This is a genomic window from Psychrosphaera saromensis (assembly GCF_002954545.1).
GTDB lineage: Bacteria > Pseudomonadota > Gammaproteobacteria > Enterobacterales > Alteromonadaceae > Psychrosphaera > Psychrosphaera saromensis.
The window spans coordinates 266,634-290,099 of the sequence record NZ_MSCH01000003.1 but is presented as its reverse complement, the minus strand read 5'-3'; the positions used below and the strand labels follow the sequence as shown (position 1 = coordinate 290,099).

Sequence of the window (23,466 nt, the reverse complement as noted above, 5' to 3'; positions counted from 1 at the left end):
ATTCCTTGGCACTTTTAATAGTCCTTTAAAAAACAAACGTTATTTAAAGACATTGTTTGCAAAAAAAGAGGATTAACCTCGTAAAGTTAAGCTTTGACCTTCTTTTGCAAAAAAGAAACTGAAGCTTGGATTTGTTTTTAATATTTTAGCGGTTAAATCATCAATCTGTTCATCAGAGCGTGACGGATCATGACTGAACAAGGATAACATTTTAACATTGGCGTTGTGCGCCAGATTTAACGTCTCAGAGACTGATGAGTGACCCCAACCAAATTTTTGTGTCATTTCATTATCAAGATATTGTGCATCATGAATTAACAAATCTGCATTTTTACAAAACTCAGTCCACTGCATTATACTATGAACATTATGGCTTACTGGTGCCACCAGTTCATTATCTGTGGCATATACGAGTATTTGGTTATCACACAATATTCTATACGCTGATCCACCATCTGGATGGTTCATATCCATTGCTTGTATAATAAAATCACCTATTTCGATTCCATCATCCACTGAGAAGTTAGTCTTCTTTATCGTGATAGTCGATGGCAATTGATGAAACTTAACTGGAAAATAGCTTTTACTCATTTGATCGAGTATAGCCGTATCATGATTAAGTGTGGTATTTCCCGGATAAATTGTCAGATTTGTGCCTTTATTGAAAATGGGAGCAAAAAATGGAAATCCCTGCACATGATCCCAATGATGATGACTTAACAATAAATGAATCGTGTCATTGTAGTTCTCAAACTCATTACTTGCCAAACGTAGACCGGTTCCTGCATCTAAAATTAACTTTTGACCAGCATCACTTTCTAAGACAACACATGGAGTATTCCCGCCGTAACGAGCTGTATCAGGTCCCGGTGTTGGGATAGAGCCTCGAACTCCGTAAAAGGTTACTTTCATTTGCGCACAACTTAGTTTGATTATTAATCAATTTATACGTTAATTAGTGGCAAGTTACAATTCTCCAAACCCCTAAGTTTAAGTAAACAGCTGCGTAGTTTTTGATATGTTTATTTGGAATATCTTTATTCGATTTCTGAATTTGGGTATTATGGTTTTCATTATTAAGCTTAAATATATAAAAGCACACAATATTTAATGAATTTAGATAACTGGTCGATAACTTTAGCATTGCACAGTTAGTGTAATAAAAATGTAATAAACCATCTAAAAAAATACAACTATTCTGAATTAATCTCCTACTTTCTATTTTAAAGGATAAAAAATGAAACTCTTAACAAACTTAACGATTAAAACTCGTTTGTTTGCCAATGCCATTGTTGTAGCGACAGCTCTATCAATCTTATTTGTAATCATGTTGTCTAATGCGGATACGTTAAGTAAGTTGGGTCTATCACTGGCTAAAGTTGAAAAGTTAGAGGCTCAGGTTCTTGTACTACGCAAGCATGAAAAAGACTTTTTAGCTCGGAAAGATCTGAAATACGTTGGTAAATTTCAAGATACAGTTACTGAATTACAGAACAATATTTTAAATGTTCGACGTGTAGCTGCTGATTTTGGTTTTGAAATCGCAGAAATTAATGATTTTGAACAAGCGATAAAAAATTATTCAATCCAGTTTAATCAAGTTAGTGAGCTGCAATCAAAAATTGGAATGAACCCTAAAGACGGATTTTATGGTGAATTAAGAAGTGCCGTACATAACGTTGAGGAAGATTTAGAACAATCAAACTCATATCAACTACTATCTTTAATGCTGCAGTTAAGACGTGCTGAAAAAGACTTTATGCTACGTCGTGATTTAAAATATATAGATAAATTCAATACAGGTGTGCAAGCATTTAATGAGCAGCTGCTTGATGAACCTTTAGATCCTTCTAACGCAAATAGTATTCAAAATAATCTTGGTATTTATAAAAGTAAATTTGAACAGTTTGTTAATGCTGAAGTACAAATCGGTCTTAATGAAAAGTCAGGTGCTTTAGGGCAATTAAGAGCAACAATTCATCAAACCGAATCTTCGTTAGATGCAATCATCACTAATTTTAATGTGGCACTAGAGCAGGAAGTAGACTCAACAATAACTAAAGCAATCATAGTGTTTGTTACTGCTGTGATATTTACGCTATTTATTGTTTACACCACAAGTCGAAGTATTTTAATGCCGATACTAGCGGTAAGAAATGCGATTTCTCATATCAGAACAAATAATGATTTAACCTGGTTAGTCAAAACTAAAGGCAAAGATGAATTAGTTGAACTAGGTACGGATGTAAATTCATTAGTGGCTGATTTTAAAAACTTAATCGTAAACGTTAATTCGGCATTAAATACATTAGATAATGCCACAGAGGAACTTGCTTCTAACACCCAGAATACATTAGAAGGTATGGAACAGCAGTTCACTGAAAGTGACATGGTTGCTACATCAGGTGCAGAAATGCAGGCAACAGTTGCTGATATAAGTCAAAACACTCAACTAGCTACTACCACAGCACAAAAAACCGGTGAGATGGCACAAGCGGGTTCTAAAGAAGTTGGATTAACCGTTGAAAGCATTGGTGAATTGGCCAGCCAGTTAAAAAATGCATTAACGCAAATGGAAAAGCTAGAGAAAGATAGCCATTCAATTGGAACCGCATCGGATGCGATACGCAGTATTGCAGATCAAACAAACTTATTAGCCCTTAACGCAGCTATTGAAGCGGCTCGAGCTGGTGAGCAAGGTCGTGGTTTTGCTGTTGTTGCTGGAGAAGTAAGAGACTTAGCCATGCGTACACAAGAGTCGACTGGTGAAATTGAAACAATTATTACTTCGTTACAAGCAAGCACTCAGACTATCGTTGATGTGGTAAATCAATGTTATAAAAGTGGTATTGAATGTTCTGAACAAGCGCAAAACGCAGGGAAATCGTTGCAACTTATCTCGGATCAGGTTGATGAAGTTATCGGGATGAATAGCCAAATCTCTGCATCATTGCAAGAGCAAGATATGGTGGCGACAGAAATGAGCAAACACGTTATTAAAATTCGTGATATTGCTAGTGACTCGCAAGAGCGTGCTGCGGTAAATGCTGATGCGAGCAAAGATATTGCAAAACAAGCGGCTATTTTACAACAAGAAGTAGAGCGTTATAAAACAGTAAAATAAAGCGATTTATATCGTTAAATAATTGTTAGTAAAAAGCCCGAATTATCGGGCTTTTTTAATGTTTTAAACTGGACGCTTTAAATAAAGACTTAGAGAATAAATCGACTTAAATCTTCATCTTCAACTATCTCATCTAGATTACCTTTAACAAACGCTTGGTCAATCACCACTGAACTACCACTGCTTTCTGATGCGGTAAATGAAATCTCTTCCATCAAACGTTCCAGTACAGTGTGTAAGCGTCGAGCTCCGATATTTTCGCTACGCTCATTAACTTTAAATGCCACTTGAGCAATTTCTTTAATGCCATCTTTCGTGAACTCAATAGCTAAGCCTTCGGTGGCAAGTAAGGCTATATATTGTTCAGTTAAAGATGCATTAGGCTCAGTTAAGATTCGTTCAAAGTCTTCAGGTGTTAATGCACTTAACTCAACTCTGATAGGTAAACGACCTTGTAACTCAGGGATTAAATCAGACGGTTTACTCATCTGGAATGCGCCTGAAGCGACAAATAACATGTGGTCGGTTTTTACCATACCGTACTTAGTGGATACTGTACTGCCTTCCACTAACGGTAGTAAGTCGCGTTGCACACCTTCACGAGAAACGTCTGCGCTACTTGCGCCTTCGCGTTTACAAATCTTATCTATTTCATCAATAAACACGATGCCGTTTTGTTCGGCGGCTTCAATCGCTTGTTCTTTGAGATCGTCATTGTTAACTAACTTAGCGGCCTCTTCGTCAATTAACATTTTTAACGCAGCGCTCACTTTTAACTTACGCGGTTTAGTTTTATCACCTGATAAATTTTGGAACATACCTTGTAATTGAGATGTCATTTCTTCCATGCCCGGAGGAGCCATGATCTCGACACCAATTTCGCTTTGAGCTACGTCAATTTCAATTTCTTTATCGTCTAACTCACCCTGGCGTAAACGTTTACGTAATACTTGGCGAGTTGTACTTTCTGGCTCTGTTGATTCAATGTTTTGGCCGAACGAATCACGAGGTTTTGGTAATAAAGCATCTAAAATACGTTCTTCAGCCGCTTCTTCTGCTTTGTATTTGTTTTTCTTCATTGCCACTTCGCGAGTTAATTTAATCGAAATTTCGACTAAGTCACGAATGATAGATTCAACTTCTTTACCAACATAGCCAACTTCAGTGAACTTAGTTGCTTCCACTTTTATAAACGGAGCATGAGCTAATTTTGCTAAACGACGAGCGATTTCTGTTTTACCAACCCCCGTTGGGCCTATCATTAAGATATTTTTAGGGGTAACTTCTGCGCGTAATTCTGCATCAAGTTGCATTCTGCGCCATCTATTTCTAAGGGCAATTGCAACCGCACGTTTTGCATTATTTTGGCCAATAATATGTTGGTCTAACTCGTGAACGATCTCTCTTGGGGTCATTGCTGACATTTGATCACCTTTTTAAATTCTATAATTCTTCGATAGTTAAATTGTTATTGGTATAAACACAAATATTGCCGGCAATGTTTAAACTTTTTTCTACAATTTCTCGGGCTGATAGTTCAGTGTTTTCCATTAAAGCTGTTGCAGCGGCTTGAGCAAACGGACCACCAGAGCCAATAGCTATTAAATCATTCTCGGGCTGAATCACATCACCATTACCTGTGATGATAAGAGAGGCGGTTTCATCGGCAACCGCGAGCAAGGCTTCGAGTTTGCGTAACATTTTATCGGTACGCCAGTCTTTCGCTAACTCAACGGCCGCTTTAGTTAAGTGACCATTGTGCATTTCTAATTTAGCTTCAAATTTTTCAAATAAAGTGAATGCATCTGCTGTACCGCCAGCAAATCCTGCTATTACTTTATTGTTATATAAACGTCTTACTTTTACAGCGTTGCCTTTCATTACTGTGTTACCTAGTGAAACTTGACCATCTCCACCTAACACAACATTGTTACCTCGACGAACTGATACTATAGTAGTCATTGCACATTCCTAAAAACTTAGATTAAAGAGTATGTAATGTTTTTTTCTTTGAATTCAAGTCTGGCATTTTAATAGTTGTGATTAATCTGAATTTAACAGGATTAAATTCAATAATTCTTTGAGTTAGCCGATATTACTTCATGATGCGATGAAAGTTATTTTGACTATATTCGTTCTTTATTAGCTTACATTAATGTTTAGAAGGCAGAGCTTTGTTAAATTCAATAAGTAAAAAAGTGGTTATCGGCTATTTATCAATTTTAATTGTATTAGCGCTGACCACCAGTACTTTGTTTTCTAAATTGTTAACAATTAATTCAATTAACGATGAATTTGTTACTGACACTTTACCGACACTACAATCTGCAAATCAGGCAATATCCAGCCTTAGCAAATTATCAATATCAGCTTATGGTTTATACGGATACACCTTAACGGCTGAAGAATTTACCCTCGTGGTTGATGAACAATTTAAGCTGCTGTCGAGCGCTTTACCTAAAGTAAGCAAACATATAACTAAGCAAGATCTTAAGCTAACGGACTTATATGAATCATTAACTCAATTGAAAGCGCAAATGACTTCAGATTCAGTTGATTGGGACGTAGCGAGAGACTTGTTGTCAGAATTACAGATGCAATCTGAACAAATTGAAAACTCACTCGATATGGCGGAATCTGCGGTATCGACCCAGGCAAATGTTAGAGTCGATGATATCACTGTAAATATAGACAACATGCTGACCTGGTTAGTGCTCACCATTATTATCATTGTAGTGATCACATTATTTGCTTTGCTGTTAGCTCGAAATACCATAGTAAAACCGGTGAAGTCTTTATCTTCACAACTAGATTACATCGTAGATGCCCACGACTTAAGCCGTGACGTAAGCATTAACAGCGGAGATGAAATTAGTATTACAGCCAACAGTGTTAATGAACTATTACGTGCTTATAGAAAAGTAAATGGTGAGATAAGTAATTCTACCGATGTGCTGTGCCAGTCTATAGAGTTGTTAAATCACAGTGCAGGTTTATCGGATGAGCAAATTAAGAAATTATCTGCCACCGTAGGCACTATGTTATCTAGTTTAAGCGAATTAGAGCAAAGTATTGGTGATGGCGCTAATCGCTCAATGTCTGCATCAGAGCAAGCAATGCTTGGCGCTGAACAAGTGGAACTGGGGTCAAATAACATTAAACAAACAGCCGCTATCATTTCTGAATTATCTACAGATATTGACGTATCTTCAGATATGTTACTGAGCTTGAAACAGTCTGGTGACAAAGTAAGTTCAGTGGTTAAAACCATTGCTGAAATAGCGGATCAAACCAACTTATTAGCATTAAATGCAGCAATAGAAGCCGCGAGAGCTGGAGAGGTTGGTCGAGGTTTTTCTGTTGTAGCGGGCGAAGTAAGAACGTTAGCAACACGAACGCATGCATCTACTTATGAAATAAACTCGATTTTAGCTGAAATTGTAAGTGCTATCTCTGTGACTGTTGAGTCAATGGAAACGAATAAAATTAAAGCTAATGAAGCGGTAAATGCAACTCAGACCACAGTCGAATCATTAAGTGAACTTAAGACTACGGTTATTAAGCTAAGTGATGAAAATAATCAATTGGCTGAATTTGGTAAGGCTAGCCAAAAAGATGTGACCTTGATACGTGAAGATATTGATGAAATAAATGATTCAGTTGAGCGAGTTAAACAAACCAGTGCAGAGACCAGACAAGCTACTGGCTCACTTGGTCAGTTGGTGTCAGGTTTAGATAAATTGTTAAAACAGTTTAAGACTTAGCCTTTGTAAATTAAGTGCTTAAACCGTTTTAACCTTTTGATATTATCTGAATAAACAACCATGAATGTTGTTACGTTTTAGTTCATGACGTGTTTTTTCTGCAGTACGTTTTTTCTCATAAGGGCCTAGGTCAACACGATACCAAACGCCTGAAGTACCTTTGTATTCTTTCACTTGTGACTCAAATCCAGCAAAAGCGATTTTGGCTTTTAACGCTTCAGCACGCTCTCTAGAACGAACCGTTGTACAACGTACAATATAAGGGCCTTTGTCTTCTAATTCTTCAGTGCTTACTTTTACTTGTTTGTTTTCCAATTCTTCAATGAACTGCCACTCTTCGTCTTCTGGCGGTGGTGGTAAGGTTTGTTTGGTTTTCTTCGTTGTTGTTTTTTGCTCTCGTTCAACAATATCGGAAGATGACTCACCATCGATTTGAGATAGGAAATAAGCAAAGCCAAACACAGCGACTAAAATCATAGATAATTTAAACACAGGGAATGGTCTAGTCTCTCTTGCTTTAGAAGCTCGTCTAGGTTGTCTTTTGTTTTTATTTTGGCTTACGTAATCTTTATTTTTCATATTGGGGCGAGAACCTTAATGTTAAAATTCGTTAACTTAAATCCAAAGGATCTATGTCAATTGACCAGCGGATTCTATTATCCTTTTGCACACTATCCAAGTTTTCAATTAGCCAATCTACCACTTTATGTAAATAAGGGCGTGATTTACATTGAATCGTTAGCATGTGACGAAATTTCCCAGCCTTTTTTGTCATCGGCGCAGGACTTGGACCTAACACTAATAAGTCGTTAAATTGGTTTAAGTGCGGGCTAATTGATTGTAACCAATGACTGGCGTATTGCTCATTAGTCGCTTCTGCACGAATAAGAGCTTGATAGGAATACGGTGGTAAACTTAACATTTCCCGCTCGGTTAAGGCAAAACTAGCAAAGTCGGAATACTTGTTGTTAACTAAATCTTGGATCACTGGATGTTCTGGGAATTTGGTCTGTAGCCAAACCTCACCTTTAACACTGCCTCTACCAGCGCGTCCGCTTACTTGCACAATTAATTGAGCAAGCTTTTCAGGTGCTCTAAAGTCACTACTAAATAGCGAACCATCCACATCAACAATCCCGACTAAACTCACATTTGGGAAATGATGGCCTTTGGCAACCATTTGCGTACCAACAATAATTGAAGGTTCACCTTTATTGATCTGCTCTAATATAGCGTCAAACTCACCTTTTTTACTTGTGCTATCTCTGTCTAAACGTATAACAGGATAGTCAGGTATGGCGGCTTGTAAGGCTAAGTGTAATTGTTCTGTACCAACGCCAACGGTTGATAGACGGGTAGAGCCACAACCTTTACATTGATGAATCGTCGGTTGTTGATCACCACAGTGATGACAAATAAGTAAATTTTTACTTTTATGAAAGGTGGTGAAACTACTGCAGCGGCTACATTCAGTTAACCAACGGCATTCTTCGCACATGAGTACAGGAGCAAAGCCTCGACGATTTATAAACAACATAACTTGTTGTTTAGCCGCTAAACATTGTTTTATCTTTTCAAGTAATGGCTCACCAATGCCAGAATCTACTCGGCATTGATTTAAGTCTAATAATTTCATCGTCGGTAATTGACTACCCGCTGCACGACTTTTTAATTCCAAATGATGAAACTTACCAACTAAAGCATTTTGTAACGTTTCTAAGCTTGGTGTAGCTGAGCCGAGTATCACTGGAACGTTAGCCAATTTTGCACGATACAAAGCAAGAGAGCGACAATGATACTTAAAACCTTCTTGCTGTTTAAATGAAGCGTCATGCTCTTCATCAATAACTATCATGCCTAACTTGGAAAAAGGTAAAAATACACCTGAGCGTGTGGCAATAACAATTTTAGCTTGTCCGTTACGAGCTTTATACCAAGTGTTAAATCTTTGTTTGTCTGTCATACCAGAGTGCCAAAGTTCGACATCTAAATTAAAGCGTTGTTTAAATCGACTAATTGTTTGTGGCGTTAATCCTATTTCAGGCACACACACTAGCACTTGTTGCTGCTTTAATAATACATGTTCAATAGCTTGTAAGTAGACTTCGGTTTTACCACTGCCGGTAACGCCATCCAATAAAAAGCAGCTAGATACATTACTACTGGCCGATGAGCTATTTATGGCCGACACAGCAATTGCTTGCTCAGTATTAAGTGATAGTTGCCCAGAAATATCGTCAGGCGTTACTTCTTTTACATTGGCAGGCATCGCTTGCCAACTCGCCCAGCCTTCATCTACAAATCGTTTGATGCTGGTGGATTTGATATCGGCGCTTGTTAATTCAGGACGAGTATATGTGCCTTGTTTTAGCAAGGTAAGTAACTTATGTAATTGCGTCGCGTTTTTAGATAGTTGCTCATCAACGCTTTTGTCATCAGATAACACGAGAGCTTGCGGTGCTAATTGGGCTATGGTTTTATTTTCACGTAAAATACCAGGTAATGCTGAAGCAAACACTTCGCCTATTGGGTGTTTGTAATAGTCGGCAGCCCAATGGAGTAAATTTAATTGTTGAGTATTAAAGCTACTTTCATTTTCTATCAGGGCTTTAATAGGTTTAAGCTTTTCAATCGGATACTCAGATTTGTCAGTGACCTTGATCACAACGCCAACTAAAGTTTGGCGTCCAAAAGGTACGATTACCCTTTGACCTTGCTGCGGTTTATTAGATTCTTGAGTATCAGATGTAGGCTCTAAATAGAGATAGTCGAAAAGTCTCCGCAATGGAAGAGGTAAAGCGACTTGCAGAACTTGATTGTTAAATAAAGACATTACACTCTATAACCCAGATGGATAAGTTGACAAAACAAAGGCAATCACTTACTTTTGCTAGGATTTACGTAACTATGAATAGTAAAAACAGATGAAATTATGTGTACCCAAGATGTATAAAATTATATTTTCATGCTTAATTCTAAGCGTGAATGTTAACATATATGCCAAAGAAGCAAGAACCTATTCTACTGAAGGTTATTGTATTCTCGCGTTTGAACAAGTAGACAATGATTACTTAAAACTGTACGAAAGTCGACTTGGTTTTCGTCCAAAAGTTAAACTGTGCAATAGAGTGAATAGACTTGTTGCTGAATTCCAACCAAAAAGCTGGATTTATCAGTTTGGCCAACCTTATCCGGGTAGCAGTATTTATTTGAACCCTGAGCAAGTAGAGAAGATCATTGAAGCTCGAGGTAAAAATAAAACTCGACGTCGATAATTGAATTATCTTTACTTTCTTGTATAGATAGCGCTTGATCTTTGGTAGAGACCCATTATAATGCGCGCTCGAAATTTTATTTAACTTCGTATGGTATTCGGCAATGACCGGATGGCGATACGGCCCAATGAGGTATTCCCATGCAAAAAGACATTCATCCACAGTACGAAGAAATTAACGTATCTTGTTCATGTGGCAACAAATTCGTAACTCGTTCAACAGTATGTAAAGATTTACACTTAGACGTATGTTCTGCGTGTCACCCTTTCTATACTGGTCAACAAAGAGAAGCTACTACTGGTGGCCGTGTTGATAAGTTCAAGAATCGTTTTGGTATGCTTGGCAAAAAGTAATAATTGCCTAATGTACAAAAAAAGCACTGAAAAGTGCTTTTTTTATGCCTGTAATAAAATGTTTTTTTCTCATTTCCCCTCGTTTTGTTGTTATTAAGTAACAAACACTTTCTCTTATGACTTATCGCTCTTGTATGAAAATAGGGCAGTTTTGTATTTAATTGTACTAATTCTTTAACAAATGGTGATTAATTGCATTCATCTAACTAACGAAGTTAATGTCTCTGTATTTATTTTTTGATGCTAAATGTTGTTAAATTACATCTAACTGGTATGAACAGCGTTAAAGCTTATAAGTTATTACTAGCATGTGGTTCTTTCTCTAATACTTTAGTAGTACATTAGATCTAATATAAAGTCCGTTAAATGTTAGTTGGGTAATCATTGAGTTTATCTACAACTGACATATAAATAGTCAACCTTATTGCTATGAGTAGCAAATATCAGGAATAAATTAAATGTCTGATTTGAAAAGAAGAGCACTGGAATATCATCAATTTCCAAAGCCGGGGAAAATAGAAGTAGCCTTAACCACATCAGCTGAAACCGTTGATGACCTAGCGCTAGCTTATAGCCCAGGTGTTGCAGAACCCGTTCGAGAAATTGCGCTAGACCCAGATAATGCATACAAGTATACCGCTAAAGGGAATACCGTTGCTGTGATCACCAACGGTACCGCGATTTTGGGATTAGGCAATCTTGGTCCTTTAGCGTCTAAGCCAGTAATGGAAGGTAAAGCGTTACTGTTCAAGCGATTTGCCAATATAGACTCGTTTGATATTGAAGTGACACATACAACCACCGCAGAATTTATTAATACGGTATCGAGTATTGCTGACTCGTTTGGTGGTATTAATTTGGAAGATATTAAAGCGCCAGAGTGTTTTGAGATTGAAAAAGAATTAATTCGCCGCTGTAATATTCCGGTATTTCATGATGATCAACACGGAACTGCAATTGTAACCAGTGCCGGAATGTTGAATGCGTTGGAAATTCAAGGCAAAAACATCCACGATTGTACCATCGTCTGTCTTGGTGCCGGTGCGGCAGCTATCGCTTGCATGGAACTCCTTATAAAATGTGGAGCGCAAAGAGAACGTATTTATATGTTAGACCGCAAAGGGGTTATTCATACTCGTCGTGACGACTTAAATGAATACAAGATGCGTTTTGCTAACAATACCGATAAACGCACATTGGAAGAAGCTATCGATGGTGCTGATATTTTTGTTGGCGTTTCAGGTGCAAACTTATTAACGGCTGATGCATTAAAGCTAATGGCACCTAACCCAGTGGTATTTGCATGCTCAAATCCCGATCCTGAAATTAAACCTGAAATAGCCATGTCAGTACGTGACGATTTAATTATGGCAACAGGGCGTTCAGATTATCCAAATCAGGTTAACAATGTTTTGTGCTTCCCATTTATATTTCGTGGTGCATTAGATGTAAGAGCAACCGTTATCAATGATGAAATGAAAATTGCTGCGGTTGAAGCTATACGACAATTGGCCAAAGAAGTTGTGCCAGAAGACGTATTAAAAGCATCAAATGTAAAAACGTTAACCTTTGGTAAGGATTATATAATTCCAAAACCTATGGATCCGCGCTTATTGGAACGAGTATCAAAAGCGGTCTCAGATGCGGCCATTAAATCGGGTGTTTCTAGGATTTAAAATAAGAGTGTGCCTTTTTTATAGCTATGAAAAGGCAGATATAAAAAAACCGCAGTAGAATTAATACTGCGGTTTTTTATTTGAAAAAATAAAAATAAATTTGAATTTATTTCACTTATTCTTCAATTGTTGGAATTTCTTTACCCATTTTAATAAGAATGTTTCTTACTTCTTCAGGAATTTGCTCTGGGTTTTCTTTCATTAAATCATTATCTGCAGGTAATGGTTGCCCTGTAAAAGCATGTAAAAATGCTTCGCATAATAATTCACTGTTGGTCGCATGCCTAAGATTTTGCACTTGACGACGAGTTCGTTCGTCGGTCAACACCTTTAAAACATTGAGCGGAATCGATACTGTGATCTTTTTTACTTGCTCAGATTTTTTTCCATGCTCTGCATATGGGTGAATATATTCACCATTCCACTTTGCCATAACAAACCTATTTATTTTCAATCCAGCTATTAATAATTTGATAACTGAGGTACTAAATTTTTAAGACGGTGAAATTGTATTGAATTTATTTATTTAGTCAATTATCGCATTCTAAAAGTTTAGACGTCTAGATGGTTGACAATAGGAATTATCGGGTTATAGTTTAGCCATCTAAACGTATAAAAGTCTGAGGTCGATATGTCAAACGAGTTATTAACAAATCTTGATGCTGCAACTATAGCGGTTCAGTCAGGACTAAATTCTGATACAAATCATAATTCTGTTGTTGCCCCAATTTATTTGGCGACTAACTTTGAGTTTGACACTATAACCAATAAACCAAACTTTGATTATAGTCGTGGTGGTAATCCAACCAGAGATTTATTAGCACAAGCCCTTACTGAATTAGAACGTGGTAAAGGTGCTGTTGTTACCTCATCTGGCATGGCGGCGATTAATTTGGTTTTGCAGTTGCTAACACCACAAGACACTTTAGTCGCACCAAAAGACTGCTACGGTGGCACACATAGACTATTCACTAGTTTAGCTAAGCGTGGCGGATTTAAACTGGTTTGGTTAGACTTTTATGCTGATGACTTAGACAAACAACTTATTCAAACCAAACCGCAAATGATCTGGTTAGAAACCCCAAGTAATCCTTTATTACGTTTGACTGATATTGAACATATTTGCCAAGTAGCAAAACAAGTAAACGCAAAGGTTGTTGTGGATAACACATTCTTATCTCCGCTAGGCCAGTCTCCTTTAGCATTAGGTGCCGACATTGTCGTGCACTCTAGTACTAAATATCTTAACGGCCACAGTGACGTTGTATCTGGTGCAGTGATCTCAGCGAGTGAAGATATTCATGAACAAGTTCGCTGGTGGGCTAATAACACTGGGGTGACAGGTGCGCCATTTGATAGTTATTTAATTTTACGTGGTATCAGAACCTTGCCGATTAGAATTAAACAGCACAGTGAAAATGCACAAGCGATAGCTGAAGTTTTGCAAGCACATAAAAATGTGACTACGGTTAACTATCCAGGTTTGCCTCAACACCCAGATCACCAGCTGGCTAACCGTCAGCACAAATACCATGGTGGTATGGTTAGTTTTGAAATTAATGCGAATGCTAGTCAAATCGATGCATTCGTTAAAGAATTTAACTTATTCACCTTAGCTGAATCATTAGGTGGGACGGAAAGTTTAATTTGTCACCCTGCCAATATGACCCATGCAGCTATGGATGCAGAAGCACAAAAAGAAGCTGGAATTACCGCACAGTTGATCAGACTCTCTGTTGGTATTGAAGACAAAGGTGATTTAATTAACGACTTAGTGAATGCGTTAGATTCATTAGGTAACGTAAAGCGTTCAAGTGCATTTTGTTCAGACGGTGAAACGTCTATTGCACAAGAAAGCTTAACGGATGAAGACGTTTCTGCAACTTGTCGACTAAGCCCAGCATTGGCTGCATTATGGTAAATAAGGCCGTTGGGAAGTTAAACATCGCAGACGTGAACATAGTTTTACTTGGTAAAGGCAATGTGGGTAACGCTTGGTTATCTTTATTTGAAGAGCAAAAAGCACGTTATGCCGATACGATTACAGTTAACTTAGTTGCGGTAGCGAACTCAACAAAATATTTACTTAATCTTGCAGGATTAAGTGTTAGTGAATTTAATGACTTTTCTGACAATGCGATTACTGGAAACTTATCGGCATTAACGGAAGTAGTAACAAACGCTAAATTAGATAATATTGTTGTTATCGATGTAACCGCTAGTCAGCAAATTACGCATAGCTATCCTGAGTTTGCATCTTTAGGTTGGCATATTATTTCAGCCAATAAAATACCGGGGACGGTATCGTCTGAAAGATATAAACGTTTGATCAGTTTGTTAAAAAGCAATGCTTGTTACTGGGGAATAAATGCCACTGTTGGGGCTGCTTTGCCTATACAGGCGAGTCTGGTTGAGTTAATTCAAGCAGGTGATCGAATACTATCAATTAGTGGTGTTTTTTCAGGAAGTTTGTCTTATCTTTTAGTTAAGTATGATGGTAAAACGAGTTTCACTGATTTAATAAAACAAGCCCGTGAGGCTGGATTTACTGAGCCAGACCCAAGAGACGACTTATCTGGTGCCGACGTTCAGAAAAAGTTATTAATTTTGGCGAGACTCGCAGGCTATATTATTAACTTAGGTGATATTGAAGTGCAGCCATTATTACCTGAAAAATTGTTAAAAGGCAGTTTAGCTGACTTTTGGGACAGTAAAGACCAAATCGATAGCTATATGGCGGAGCAATTCTCGGCTGCAGAACAAGAAAATAAAAAGTTAGTTTATCAGGCAAAAGTAAGCTTTGTGGACAAAGTTGCTTTAACGTCTGTGGGCTTAACATCATTATCAAGCAGTAATGCCGTGACGCAGCTATCACCAACTGATAATGTATTTACTCTGAAAACTGACTTTTATAACGAAAACCCTTTGATTATTCGAGGTCCAGGCGCAGGTGCAACGGTTACCGCGACAGCCGTGAATATTGATTTAAACAAATTTGTAACTCAGTTGGCGATTGCCAATGAGATCAACAACCATAAAAATAATTAAAAGAGAGCGACATGAGTTTTCATAATGCACAGCACTTAGAGTCAATAAATAACAACTTATTGGATATCAAAGGAAAAATTGATGTTTCATTTGAATTTTTTCCACCAAACTCTGTGGAAATGGAAACAACACTGTGGAATTCAATTGAGCGATTAACGCCATTAAATCCTAAGTTTGTCTCTGTTACTTATGGCGCAGGCTCTGGTACTCGTGATAGAACGCATGATGTTATTAAACGCATTCAAAAAGAAACTAATTTATCTACTGCTGCGCATTTGACTTGTATTGATGCCAGTAAAGAAGAGCTGATCCAAGTTGCCAAAGATTATTGGAAACATGATGTTCGTCATATTGTTGCCTTACGCGGTGACTTGCCAGATAACTCAGAAAAACCACATATGTATGGTTCTGATCTTGTCACTTTATTAAAGTCAGTGGCCGATTTTGATATTTCAGTTGCGGCTTATCCAGAAGTACATCCTGACGCTCGTAATGCTCAAGCAGATCTTATTAATTTAAAACGTAAAATAGATGCCGGTGCTAACCGCGCTATCACTCAATTCTTCTTTGATGTAGAAACATTTTTACGCTTTAGAGACCGCTGTGCGGCTGCTGGGATTGAGGCTGATATTATTCCAGGCATATTGCCAGTTACTAATTTTAATACGTTAAAACGCTTTGCAGGCTTAACCAATGTAAATGTACCTAATTGGATCCACGACTCTTTCCAAGGTTTAGATAACGACCCGACAACGCGTAATATGGTTGGTGCTTCCATTGCTATGGATATGGTTAAAGTTTTATCTAAAGAGGGCGTTAAAGACTTCCACTTTTATACATTAAACCGCAGTGAGCTGACGTATGCTATTTGTCATATGCTAGGCGTGCGTCCTCAAGCTCAGCCGTAATATTCTTGGTCTAAAATAGAGAAAGGGATTTGTTTATCTTTAAACAAATTCCTTTATTTCAGCTTTTTTTTTATTCGTATTTACTCTTTTAAAATTCTTCTTCTATTATTCCCAATATCATTTTTTACACGTATTTAAGAAACTTATTTAAAAGATTGGGTAGATTAAACCTCGAAGTGCATTACAGATCATGTCTACAATGATATAAATGAAAACTGCTTAGTTATTATCGATAGGGCATCAAATTAGCATGAACCAAGTTACAGACTCAGTTGTAAAAGACACTTCACCAGAAGTGGACAGTGAAATTAGCCCAGAGCTAAATGCACAGCAAGAAAATAAAAATCAGATGGCGCAGATCATTGCTCAAACTGAAAAGGTTAATAAGCAATTAACCTACTTCCATAAGCATAAATTGTTTAAAGTTTATAACTCAATACCTCAGTTGTTATGGTTTAACTTGTTAAAAGGTGTGGCTTTTGGCTTAGGCAGTGTTTTAGGTGCAACGGTTGTTTTGTCAGCCTTAATTTATTTGTTGTCGCAAATTGAATTTGTCCCTTTTATAGGTGAGTGGGTATCCGAGATACTTGAAATAGTAAAAACCGAAGTGCCGAACTAAGACTATTTTCGCATAGTCGCTATTATTGAGCTGAAGCATCTGACAAGTTCGGATAGGTCAAATTGTTATGAAAAATGAAATAATGCAGTTTTTATAACTATATTTGAGGTTATTTACGGACAAAAATAGGCTAATACTTTAAATTTATCGCACAAATTGGCATAATCCGCCCTCATATAATTGAGCTTAACGCTCAGCTAGGTTTATTTTAAGGATTATCATGGCAATCGAATCAGCACTAAAACAAAGAAGTAATGATGTGTGTGAGTTATGCGGCGCAACTGATGGGCTAACAGTGCAAGCTGTTGCACCAAAGGACGCTTCAAATTCAGATGATTGTGTTTTAGTTTGTTCAACATGTTCTTCACAGTTAAGTGGTGCAGAGCCATTGAATATTACTCACTGGCGTTGTTTAAACGACAGCATGTGGAGTACCACACCTGCGGTTCAAGTATTATCATGGCAACAGCTTAGTGTCTTAACTAAAGCCGGTGAAGGTTGGGCTCAAGACTTATTAGACATGATGTACCTAGATGATGATGCAAAAGCATGGGCTGAGTCTGGTATTGCACATTTAATGTCTGACGATGATGCAGAAGCATTTGACTCAAACGGTGTTAAATTGTCAGCTGGTGATAACGTTTACCTGATAAAAGATTTACAAGTTAAAGGCGCTGGTTTTACCGCAAAACAAGGTACAACGGTTCGTGGTATTTCGTTAACATCAAATCCTGAACATGTTGAAGGTCGAGTTAACGGACAAAAAATTGTTATTTTGACTAAGTTTGTAAAAAAAGTTTAGATTCATACTAGATTTAGTTAAACACCAGAAACTCTGATTTATTCATATCACCTTGGTAATAAATCAGAGTCATCTCTTTACTATTTCGCACAACCAAAGAGCCCCTATGATTGAAGGCAACTCCAGAAGTATTACATCGAACCAAGTCGGCATTAACGACGATTTAGATAAGGTTGTGACTAAACATTTAACTTCTGAATTTAAGAAACCATATGCGCCTTACTCTTTGGCTGGTTTTGAAGAAATTAAAACTAAAGTTAATGCATTTTTGTTGGATAATCCAGATGGAAAGCTAATCTTAGATTCTTGTTGTGGAGTCGGGGAAAGCACTTACCATTTAGCCATTAATAATCCAGATATGTTGGTGATTGGCATCGATAAATCTGAACATAGAATTGATAAGTCTGAGCACCATTTTCAACAAAAGGTGAATAACTTTATTTTGATCCGTGGTGACTTAAATGACTTGTGGCGATTAATTGCAGAGGCTCATTGGCCAATTGCACATCACTACATTTTATACCCAAACCCTTGGCCTAAAGGTAAACACTTACCAAGACGATGGCACGGCGCACCTGTATTTAAATACATACCTTTATTAAGTGAAAAGCTCACAGTAAGAAGTAATTGGGATATTTATATTAACGAGTTTGCTCAAGCGCTTACACACGTAAACGTAACGGCGATCGTAACTGAATATGCCAGTGATAATGCAATGACACCATTTGAACGTAAGTATTGGGCTAGTGGGCAGAAAAGTACGGAATTGAATGTAGAGTTTTGAACTCGATTTGATTGCGCTTAGATGCAGATGCAGATGCAAAAAGCGAATACATAAGCCCTTTTATTCTCTTAATAAGAGAGCTTATGCAAGTGTTTAACGCGTTTTTACCAAAAAAGCTGCCAACCTTTCCACTGAACGTCAAAACCATCCATTGGGCTACGAGTAAAGCCTGAACGAACAAATTGATTCATCTTCCCTTCAGTATAAGCTAATAGCATATTAGCAAACGCGGCTTCATCAATTGGGAAGGTTTTACCTTCTCGCAATTTACGCTCGCGTAATACTTGTTTGAATTGGGTTTCTATTTTTTCAAATAATGCTGCCACACGTTCTCTTAAACGGTCATGTTCACCCATAAGAGCGTCACCGGTTAGAATTGCAGTGATACCACGATTCATTTCAGCGAAGCCTAGAATAAGCTTCATCATATTGGAAATACGTCCTTCAGTGGACTTGTCTTTTTCTAATATGATATTGATACGTGATAATAACGTGCCTTCAATAAACTCAATTAAGCCTTCATACATTCTAGCTTTACTAGGAAAGTGACGGTATAAAGCAGCCTCAGATACACCTACTTTTTCTGCTAATTTTGCAGTTGTAATGCGTTGACCTGAGTGACTTTCCAACATCTCCGCAAGGCATTGTAAGATTTGCTCTTTACGGTTTCCTTTTTTTCCTGCTGGCATAACGTTCCTCGAATTTAAATTTTAGCGATTATAGGTTTGATGAATTAACGATAACAAATGTTTGGCTAATGCATCTTTGTTATCTAGAGGTAAGTCCTTACTTCCATCATCCCAGTATACTTTAAGCGCATTTTGATCAGAATTAAAGCCCTGACCTGAAACTGATACATCATTTGCACAGATCATATCCAAGTTTTTGCGTTGCATCTTCGACTTAGCGTATTGTTCTACGTCTTGAGTTTCTGCTGCAAATCCAACCACAAAAGGGCGGTTAGCGGTTAGCGCAGCCACATCTTTAACAATATCTGGATTTTTGGTCATGGTAATTTGCATCACATCATTATCTTTTTTGATTTTTTGTGTTGCTACATTATCTGGTCGGTAATCGGCTACTGCAGCACAGGCAATAAATACATCAGAGCTTTTAGCTAAATCAAGACTGGCTTTATGCATTTCACAAGCACTAACTACATCAACTCTAGATACATTCGCAGGCGTGGCTAAATTAACCGGGCCTGCAATTAGATTTACCTTTGCACCAAGTTGTTTAGCTACTTGCGCTAAAGCAAATCCCATTTTTCCACTTGAATGATTTGAGATATAACGAACCGGATCAATACCTTCACGGGTAGGACCTGCTGTAATTGTAATTGTTTTTCCTTGCCAAATTGGCAATGCTGCTATTGTCGATGACGTATTCAATGTAGCATCAAAGTGTTGCATACAGGTTTCAACAATCTCTGCCGCTTCTACCATTCTGCCTAAACCTACATCACCACAAGCTTGTTCACCGCTTGCTGGCCCACAGATAGACACTCCACGCTGAGTTAGAATATTCAGATTATGCTTAGTTGCTGGATGAGCGTACATTTGTTGGTTCATTGCAGGACAGATAATTACCGGAGCTGAGGTTGCTAATAATAAGGTAGTGGCTAAGTCATTTGCTAAACCCGCTGCCATTTTTGCAATCATATCGGCGGTTGCAGGAGCAACCACAACTAAGTCTGCCCATTTCGCAAATTCTATGTGTCCCATTGATGCTTCTGCTTGAGGGTCTAATAAATCCTCTGCAACAGGCTCGCCACTAACCGCTTGTAATGTTAATGGCGTAATAAACGCTTTAGCACCAGAAGTCATAACGACTTTTACATTACAGCCATGTTCTTTAATTCGGCGAACAAATTCAGGCATTTTATAGGCAGCAATACCGCCTGTAATAATAAGGAGAATGTTTTTATTAGAATTCAATTGGGAGTTCATGGTCATATTTTTGTTGCCAATATTGGTAAAAATGAAAACGGGCACTATAATTTTTAGGGCTATACCTTAACGTTTTTCGAGTTTGGAAACCATTGTTTAACTCAATAATGTTTAACTTAACTAGGACCTGTTGATCTTTTGAGTTTGTTTTTGCAGCGAATTGTTTGGTATTTAGACAAGTCAGAACATGTGAAGTGTAGTTATTCTACATAAATCATGTTATGAAGCAGTATTAATGCCAAACAAACGCTGTCCGAAGGATTCAACCAAGCCGCCTTGCTCTTTGTTGCTGATTTTTGACTTAGCCCACTAGGCCTGTAAATTAGCGCCGCGATCAAAACGGCTTGGGTTGAACAAAATTCATACTCGAAAGATCAACAGGCCCTAATTTAAAACCATAAAAACAATTATTGCACGGAGGCAGTATGTCATTAAATCATTGGCCACAACATTTAAAACCTCGTGAGAAATTATTAAATCAGGGGGCAGACTCGTTATCTGATGCTGAGTTGTTAGCAATCTTTTTACGCACAGGCGTGGTGGGTATGGATGTTGTTAGTCTCGCTACCCATGTACTGCAACACTTTGGTTCGTTAAATCAGTTATTTAACGCTGACGAAAGTGCGTTTTGCCAAACTAAGGGAATGGGGCAAGCTAAATTCGTGCAACTACAAGCTGTGTTAGAAATGTCGAAACGTTACTTTCAAGAGTCGATGTTTCGAGAAAATGTACTAGACTCGCCAGAAGTAGTAAGAACGTATTTACATCAATTGTTAAGAGATGAAACTTATGAAAAGTTTTTGATTATACATTTGGACAATCAGCACAGAGTCATTAATGATGAAGTATTGTTTACAGGAACAATTGACGCCGCCGCGGTTTACCCAAGAGTGGTTGTCGACTCGGTTATTAAACACAAAACGGCCGCTGTGATTTTTGCCCATAATCACCCATCTGGAATTTCAGAGCCCAGTAATGCCGATATAAACCTCACCAATAAACTTAAACAAGCCTTGTCCCTTATTGATGTTAGAACACTCGACCACTTTGTTATCGGCTATAACGAAGTGGTGAGCTTTGCTGAACGAGGATTGTTATGAACCCCGTTTAGGCGGTACCTTAGCTGGTGGTTTTATTACAGACAAAAGCACCAATTAACATGCTGACAATAAAGACTGCCGTTTGCCAATAACCATAACTAATTGAGGCAATCGCAGGGCCTGGACAATAGCCAACTAAACCCCAACCTATACCAAACATAGCCGCGCCAATAATTAGCTTACGATCTATCTGGCTGAATTTTGGTAAATGAAATAACGAATCAAATATCGGTTTTTCACGTTTTAATATTAACGGGAAGGTTAATAGAGTGACAATTAACGCCGCTAACATAACAAAAATCAAACGACTGTCCCATTGGCCAAATACATCTAAAAACCCTTGTACAACATGAGTGTCATTCATACCTGAAATTGCCAAACCTATACCGAATAATAGGCCAGCTAATAAAATGATTAAATAGCTAAATAATGTATTCATTACAATCCTATAAGGTGTTTGAGGGCATAAACTGAAATAAATCCAAATAACATAAAGGTTATCGTCGCCACTATGGATCGTGAGGAGAAACGAGCTATGCCGCATACACCATGACCGCTGGTGCAACCGTTACTCAGTTTTGTACCAAATCCAGTTATTAAACCGGCAAGGATCAACAACGGAATATTGTCTGTTGGCGCGTCTGGGATTGGCAGTTGATAGATTTGATGGACTAACATTGGACCGAGTATCAGGCCCAGTAAAAATACCCAACGCCAAGGCTTATTAATTTCATTGGAGTCCAATAAAGAAAAAGTAATGCCACAAATCCCGGCTATTCTGCCAATAAAATAAAGCATTAAAATAGCAGATATTCCAATGAGACTACCACCCAAAGCTGCTAAGAAAAAATCACTAGAGGTTAATTCAACCATTTAAAAAGCTCGATAATTGCCAAAAATGTATTTTAGCAATATCTAATCTAATGGTCTTGTATTTAAGTTATAGGTTATATAACTTAAATATCTATTCAATTAAGTTTAGGTAAGCTTTAACTGCAGAGTCAATTGAGAATTGTTTATTAATATACTCAGAATCAATACTTGGCGGTGATTTAAATGCCTGAATTATTTTGCTTGCTAGGGCTTCTGGATTATTTAGTGGTGTTAAAAACTCAGCTTGTTCACCCGTTAGTATTTCACTTGGACCATAATCACAATTGGTACTAACCACAGGTGTTTGGCAAATGAGACTTTCGATTAAAATCGTAGGTAAACCTTCAAAATCCGAACTGGATACAAGTAATTTTGCATTAGCAAGCCAATTATAAGGATTAGCTTGGAAGCTTGGTGTTATGAGTCTATGCTCTACGCCATATTTCTTTGCAAGCTTTCGAGCTTTGTCAGCATATTTGCATAGCAGGACTAATTTAATCTCAGGTACTAACGCAAGAGCTTGAAATAAAATGTCGTGACGCTTTTGTTTTACCACTCGTCCTGCATGAATTAAATATGGTTCTTTTGGTATCTCATCGTTTAATTCGTTGGCTAGTTTAGTTATTACTGCAATGTCAGAAGGATTATAAATTCGGGTTACCGATTTAGGTTTTATATAACGTCCAGATAATGCTTCATTTTTAACTCCGTCCGATACTGCAATTAACTGTTTATTATTGTAACTTTTCTTTTCTCTTAGTTTGCGAAAATATTTTATTGGACCGAGTTTAGCTTCACGTTTTAGTTCTTCAGCCATCGCATTGTGTAGAATATAAAATGTATTGTTGAAATCACAACGCGATAGAACTTTACTACTTGGATCTAGATTGACTAAATGTAAATCAAATAGACCATGTGAAGTTGATATACCATTAACTAAACGAGTCATATCTGACGTGGTTTTTTTTATATTTAACCAGTTTGTGCTTTTACGGTGAGTAATATTGTCATATAAAACATGAACAAAAAAATCGCTAGAACTAGCATATTCGACTCTAGGTTCTAATAAAAAGAAATGTACTTGATGGCCTTCTTTTTGAAATCCAGAGGCTAGCGTTAACATGACCTTTTCCGCACCACCACCACCAAGACTATCAATAAATATCGCGATATTTTTTTGTGTCATTAAAT

Annotated in this window: 23 protein-coding genes; 12 read left to right on the top strand and 11 right to left on the bottom strand. The window is 37.6% G+C overall.

Going from position 1 to position 23,466, the window contains the following annotated elements; translation table 11 throughout:
- Window positions 1–72 precede the first annotated feature (72 nt).
- Window positions 73–912 carry an MBL fold metallo-hydrolase gene (locus BTO11_RS01305; RefSeq protein WP_105050886.1) on the bottom strand — a complete coding sequence of 280 codons (840 nt, stop codon included), beginning with the start codon at window positions 910–912 and terminating at the stop codon, window positions 73–75.
- 325 nt (window positions 913–1,237) lie between these two features.
- On the opposite strand from BTO11_RS01305, the gene BTO11_RS01300 reads away from it, so the two are divergent.
- Entirely contained in the window at window positions 1,238–3,124 is a 1,887-nt protein-coding gene (locus BTO11_RS01300; protein WP_105050885.1) for a methyl-accepting chemotaxis protein, read from the top strand.
- Between the two features lie 89 nt (window positions 3,125–3,213).
- Here the strand turns inward: BTO11_RS01300 and hslU are convergent, their stop codons facing one another.
- A complete protein-coding gene (gene hslU / locus BTO11_RS01295) occupies window positions 3,214–4,548 on the bottom strand; it encodes an ATP-dependent protease ATPase subunit HslU (protein WP_105050884.1) in 1,335 nt (444 codons plus the stop codon).
- A gap of 19 nt (window positions 4,549–4,567) precedes the next feature.
- Window positions 4,568–5,086, bottom strand: coding sequence for an ATP-dependent protease subunit HslV (gene hslV, locus BTO11_RS01290; RefSeq protein WP_105050883.1), 519 nt, complete (start codon window positions 5,084–5,086; stop codon window positions 4,568–4,570).
- A gap of 212 nt (window positions 5,087–5,298) precedes the next feature.
- Between hslV and BTO11_RS01285 the strand changes: the two genes are divergently transcribed.
- On the top strand, window positions 5,299–6,888 hold the full coding sequence (locus BTO11_RS01285; protein WP_105050882.1) for a methyl-accepting chemotaxis protein: 1,590 nt from the start codon (window positions 5,299–5,301) through the stop codon (window positions 6,886–6,888).
- 42 nt (window positions 6,889–6,930) lie between these two features.
- Here the strand turns inward: BTO11_RS01285 and BTO11_RS01280 are convergent, their stop codons facing one another.
- Window positions 6,931–7,467 (bottom strand): SPOR domain-containing protein, encoded by a 537-nt coding sequence (locus BTO11_RS01280; protein ID WP_105050881.1) that lies wholly within the window; start codon window positions 7,465–7,467, stop codon window positions 6,931–6,933.
- Window positions 7,468–7,498: 31 nt separating this feature from the next.
- On the bottom strand, window positions 7,499–9,721 hold the full coding sequence (gene priA / locus BTO11_RS01275; protein ID WP_105050880.1) for a primosomal protein N': 2,223 nt from the start codon (window positions 9,719–9,721) through the stop codon (window positions 7,499–7,501).
- 148 nt (window positions 9,722–9,869) lie between these two features.
- Here priA and BTO11_RS01270 point away from each other — a divergent pair, with 148 nt between their 5' ends.
- The 3 genes from BTO11_RS01270 (at window position 9,870) to BTO11_RS01260 (ending at window position 12,192) form a co-directional block, all read left to right on the top strand.
- Entirely contained in the window at window positions 9,870–10,163 is a 294-nt protein-coding gene (locus BTO11_RS01270; protein WP_105050879.1) for a hypothetical protein, read from the top strand.
- Between the two features lie 140 nt (window positions 10,164–10,303).
- Window positions 10,304–10,516 carry a 50S ribosomal protein L31 gene (rpmE, locus tag BTO11_RS01265; protein WP_105050878.1) on the top strand — a complete coding sequence of 71 codons (213 nt, stop codon included), beginning with the start codon at window positions 10,304–10,306 and terminating at the stop codon, window positions 10,514–10,516.
- A 458-nt stretch (window positions 10,517–10,974) separates the two neighbouring features.
- Window positions 10,975–12,192, top strand: coding sequence for a malic enzyme-like NAD(P)-binding protein (locus tag BTO11_RS01260; protein ID WP_105050877.1), 1,218 nt, complete (start codon window positions 10,975–10,977; stop codon window positions 12,190–12,192).
- A 115-nt stretch (window positions 12,193–12,307) separates the two neighbouring features.
- On the opposite strand, the gene metJ is transcribed toward BTO11_RS01260, so the two are convergent.
- Window positions 12,308–12,625 carry a met regulon transcriptional regulator MetJ gene (gene metJ / locus BTO11_RS01255; RefSeq protein ID WP_105050876.1) on the bottom strand — a complete coding sequence of 106 codons (318 nt, stop codon included), beginning with the start codon at window positions 12,623–12,625 and terminating at the stop codon, window positions 12,308–12,310.
- 198 nt (window positions 12,626–12,823) lie between these two features.
- Between metJ and metB the strand changes: the two genes are divergently transcribed.
- The 6 genes from metB to trmB all read left to right on the top strand — a co-directional run bounded on the left by metB (window position 12,824) and on the right by trmB (window position 18,353).
- Window positions 12,824–14,113, top strand: coding sequence for a cystathionine gamma-synthase (gene metB, locus BTO11_RS01250; protein WP_105050875.1), 1,290 nt, complete (start codon window positions 12,824–12,826; stop codon window positions 14,111–14,113).
- Window positions 14,107–15,240 carry an aspartate kinase gene (locus BTO11_RS01245; protein WP_105050874.1) on the top strand — a complete coding sequence of 378 codons (1,134 nt, stop codon included), beginning with the start codon at window positions 14,107–14,109 and terminating at the stop codon, window positions 15,238–15,240. The genes metB and BTO11_RS01245 overlap by 7 nt, the downstream gene beginning before the upstream one ends.
- An 11-nt stretch (window positions 15,241–15,251) precedes the next feature.
- Window positions 15,252–16,148, top strand: a complete 897-nt coding sequence (gene metF / locus BTO11_RS01240; RefSeq protein WP_105050873.1) for a methylenetetrahydrofolate reductase — start codon at window positions 15,252–15,254, stop codon at window positions 16,146–16,148.
- 250 nt (window positions 16,149–16,398) lie between these two features.
- The gene (locus tag BTO11_RS01235) at window positions 16,399–16,767 is read left to right on the top strand and encodes a DUF5665 domain-containing protein (protein WP_105050872.1); all 369 of its coding nucleotides are present in this window, start codon (window positions 16,399–16,401) and stop codon (window positions 16,765–16,767) included.
- A 220-nt stretch (window positions 16,768–16,987) separates the two neighbouring features.
- On the top strand, window positions 16,988–17,569 hold the full coding sequence (locus BTO11_RS01230) for a PhnA domain-containing protein (RefSeq protein ID WP_105050871.1): 582 nt from the start codon (window positions 16,988–16,990) through the stop codon (window positions 17,567–17,569).
- Window positions 17,570–17,675: 106 nt separating this feature from the next.
- Window positions 17,676–18,353, top strand: coding sequence for a tRNA (guanine(46)-N(7))-methyltransferase TrmB (trmB, locus tag BTO11_RS01225; RefSeq protein ID WP_105050870.1), 678 nt, complete (start codon window positions 17,676–17,678; stop codon window positions 18,351–18,353).
- A 104-nt stretch (window positions 18,354–18,457) separates the two neighbouring features.
- Here the strand turns inward: trmB and slmA are convergent, their stop codons facing one another.
- Both slmA and coaBC read right to left on the bottom strand, forming a co-directional pair.
- Window positions 18,458–19,042, bottom strand: a complete 585-nt coding sequence (slmA, locus tag BTO11_RS01220) for a nucleoid occlusion factor SlmA (protein WP_105050869.1) — start codon at window positions 19,040–19,042, stop codon at window positions 18,458–18,460.
- A gap of 21 nt (window positions 19,043–19,063) precedes the next feature.
- Window positions 19,064–20,308, bottom strand: a complete 1,245-nt coding sequence (coaBC, locus tag BTO11_RS01215; protein WP_219846450.1) for a bifunctional phosphopantothenoylcysteine decarboxylase/phosphopantothenate--cysteine ligase CoaBC — start codon at window positions 20,306–20,308, stop codon at window positions 19,064–19,066.
- Between the two features lie 419 nt (window positions 20,309–20,727).
- On the opposite strand from coaBC, the gene radC reads away from it, so the two are divergent.
- On the top strand, window positions 20,728–21,402 hold the full coding sequence (gene radC / locus BTO11_RS01210; RefSeq protein ID WP_105050868.1) for a RadC family protein: 675 nt from the start codon (window positions 20,728–20,730) through the stop codon (window positions 21,400–21,402).
- A gap of 19 nt (window positions 21,403–21,421) precedes the next feature.
- Here radC and BTO11_RS01205 read toward each other — a convergent pair whose 3' ends face one another.
- The 3 genes from BTO11_RS01205 to BTO11_RS01195 form a co-directional block, all read right to left on the bottom strand.
- A complete protein-coding gene (locus BTO11_RS01205) occupies window positions 21,422–21,841 on the bottom strand; it encodes a DUF6691 family protein (protein WP_105050867.1) in 420 nt (139 codons plus the stop codon).
- Window positions 21,841–22,275 carry a YeeE/YedE family protein gene (locus tag BTO11_RS01200; protein ID WP_105050866.1) on the bottom strand — a complete coding sequence of 145 codons (435 nt, stop codon included), beginning with the start codon at window positions 22,273–22,275 and terminating at the stop codon, window positions 21,841–21,843. Before BTO11_RS01200 ends, BTO11_RS01205 begins: the two co-directional genes overlap by 1 nt.
- A 91-nt stretch (window positions 22,276–22,366) precedes the next feature.
- Entirely contained in the window at window positions 22,367–23,461 is a 1,095-nt protein-coding gene (locus tag BTO11_RS01195; protein ID WP_105050865.1) for a glycosyltransferase, read from the bottom strand.
- Window positions 23,462–23,466: the final 5 nt, after the last annotated feature.

Bases quoted from the DNA above. Each gene is read 5' to 3' on its own strand.
- rpmE (WP_105050878.1), top strand. From the start codon at position 10,304: ATGCAAAAAGACATTCATCCACAGTACGAAGAAATTAACGTATCTTGT.
- metB (WP_105050875.1), top strand. From the start codon at position 12,824: ATGTCAAACGAGTTATTAACAAATCTTGATGCTGCAACTATAGCGGTT.
- trmB (WP_105050870.1), top strand. From the start codon at position 17,676: ATGATTGAAGGCAACTCCAGAAGTATTACATCGAACCAAGTCGGCATT.
- BTO11_RS01245 (WP_105050874.1), top strand. From the start codon at position 14,107: ATGGTAAATAAGGCCGTTGGGAAGTTAAACATCGCAGACGTGAACATA.
- metJ (WP_105050876.1), bottom strand. From the start codon at position 12,625: ATGGCAAAGTGGAATGGTGAATATATTCACCCATATGCAGAGCATGGA.
- BTO11_RS01235 (WP_105050872.1), top strand. From the start codon at position 16,399: ATGAACCAAGTTACAGACTCAGTTGTAAAAGACACTTCACCAGAAGTG.
- radC (WP_105050868.1), top strand. From the start codon at position 20,728: ATGTCATTAAATCATTGGCCACAACATTTAAAACCTCGTGAGAAATTA.
- BTO11_RS01195 (WP_105050865.1), bottom strand. From the start codon at position 23,461: ATGACACAAAAAAATATCGCGATATTTATTGATAGTCTTGGTGGTGGT.
- metF (WP_105050873.1), top strand. From the start codon at position 15,252: ATGAGTTTTCATAATGCACAGCACTTAGAGTCAATAAATAACAACTTA.
- hslU (WP_105050884.1), bottom strand. From the start codon at position 4,548: ATGTCAGCAATGACCCCAAGAGAGATCGTTCACGAGTTAGACCAACAT.
- BTO11_RS01260 (WP_105050877.1), top strand. From the start codon at position 10,975: ATGTCTGATTTGAAAAGAAGAGCACTGGAATATCATCAATTTCCAAAG.
- slmA (WP_105050869.1), bottom strand. From the start codon at position 19,042: ATGCCAGCAGGAAAAAAAGGAAACCGTAAAGAGCAAATCTTACAATGC.
- priA (WP_105050880.1), bottom strand. From the start codon at position 9,721: ATGTCTTTATTTAACAATCAAGTTCTGCAAGTCGCTTTACCTCTTCCA.
- BTO11_RS01200 (WP_105050866.1), bottom strand. From the start codon at position 22,275: ATGGTTGAATTAACCTCTAGTGATTTTTTCTTAGCAGCTTTGGGTGGT.
- hslV (WP_105050883.1), bottom strand. From the start codon at position 5,086: ATGACTACTATAGTATCAGTTCGTCGAGGTAACAATGTTGTGTTAGGT.
- coaBC (WP_219846450.1), bottom strand. From the start codon at position 20,308: ATGACCATGAACTCCCAATTGAATTCTAATAAAAACATTCTCCTTATT.
- BTO11_RS01205 (WP_105050867.1), bottom strand. From the start codon at position 21,841: ATGAATACATTATTTAGCTATTTAATCATTTTATTAGCTGGCCTATTA.
- BTO11_RS01300 (WP_105050885.1), top strand. From the start codon at position 1,238: ATGAAACTCTTAACAAACTTAACGATTAAAACTCGTTTGTTTGCCAAT.
- BTO11_RS01230 (WP_105050871.1), top strand. From the start codon at position 16,988: ATGGCAATCGAATCAGCACTAAAACAAAGAAGTAATGATGTGTGTGAG.
- BTO11_RS01305 (WP_105050886.1), bottom strand. From the start codon at position 912: ATGAAAGTAACCTTTTACGGAGTTCGAGGCTCTATCCCAACACCGGGA.
- BTO11_RS01280 (WP_105050881.1), bottom strand. From the start codon at position 7,467: ATGAAAAATAAAGATTACGTAAGCCAAAATAAAAACAAAAGACAACCT.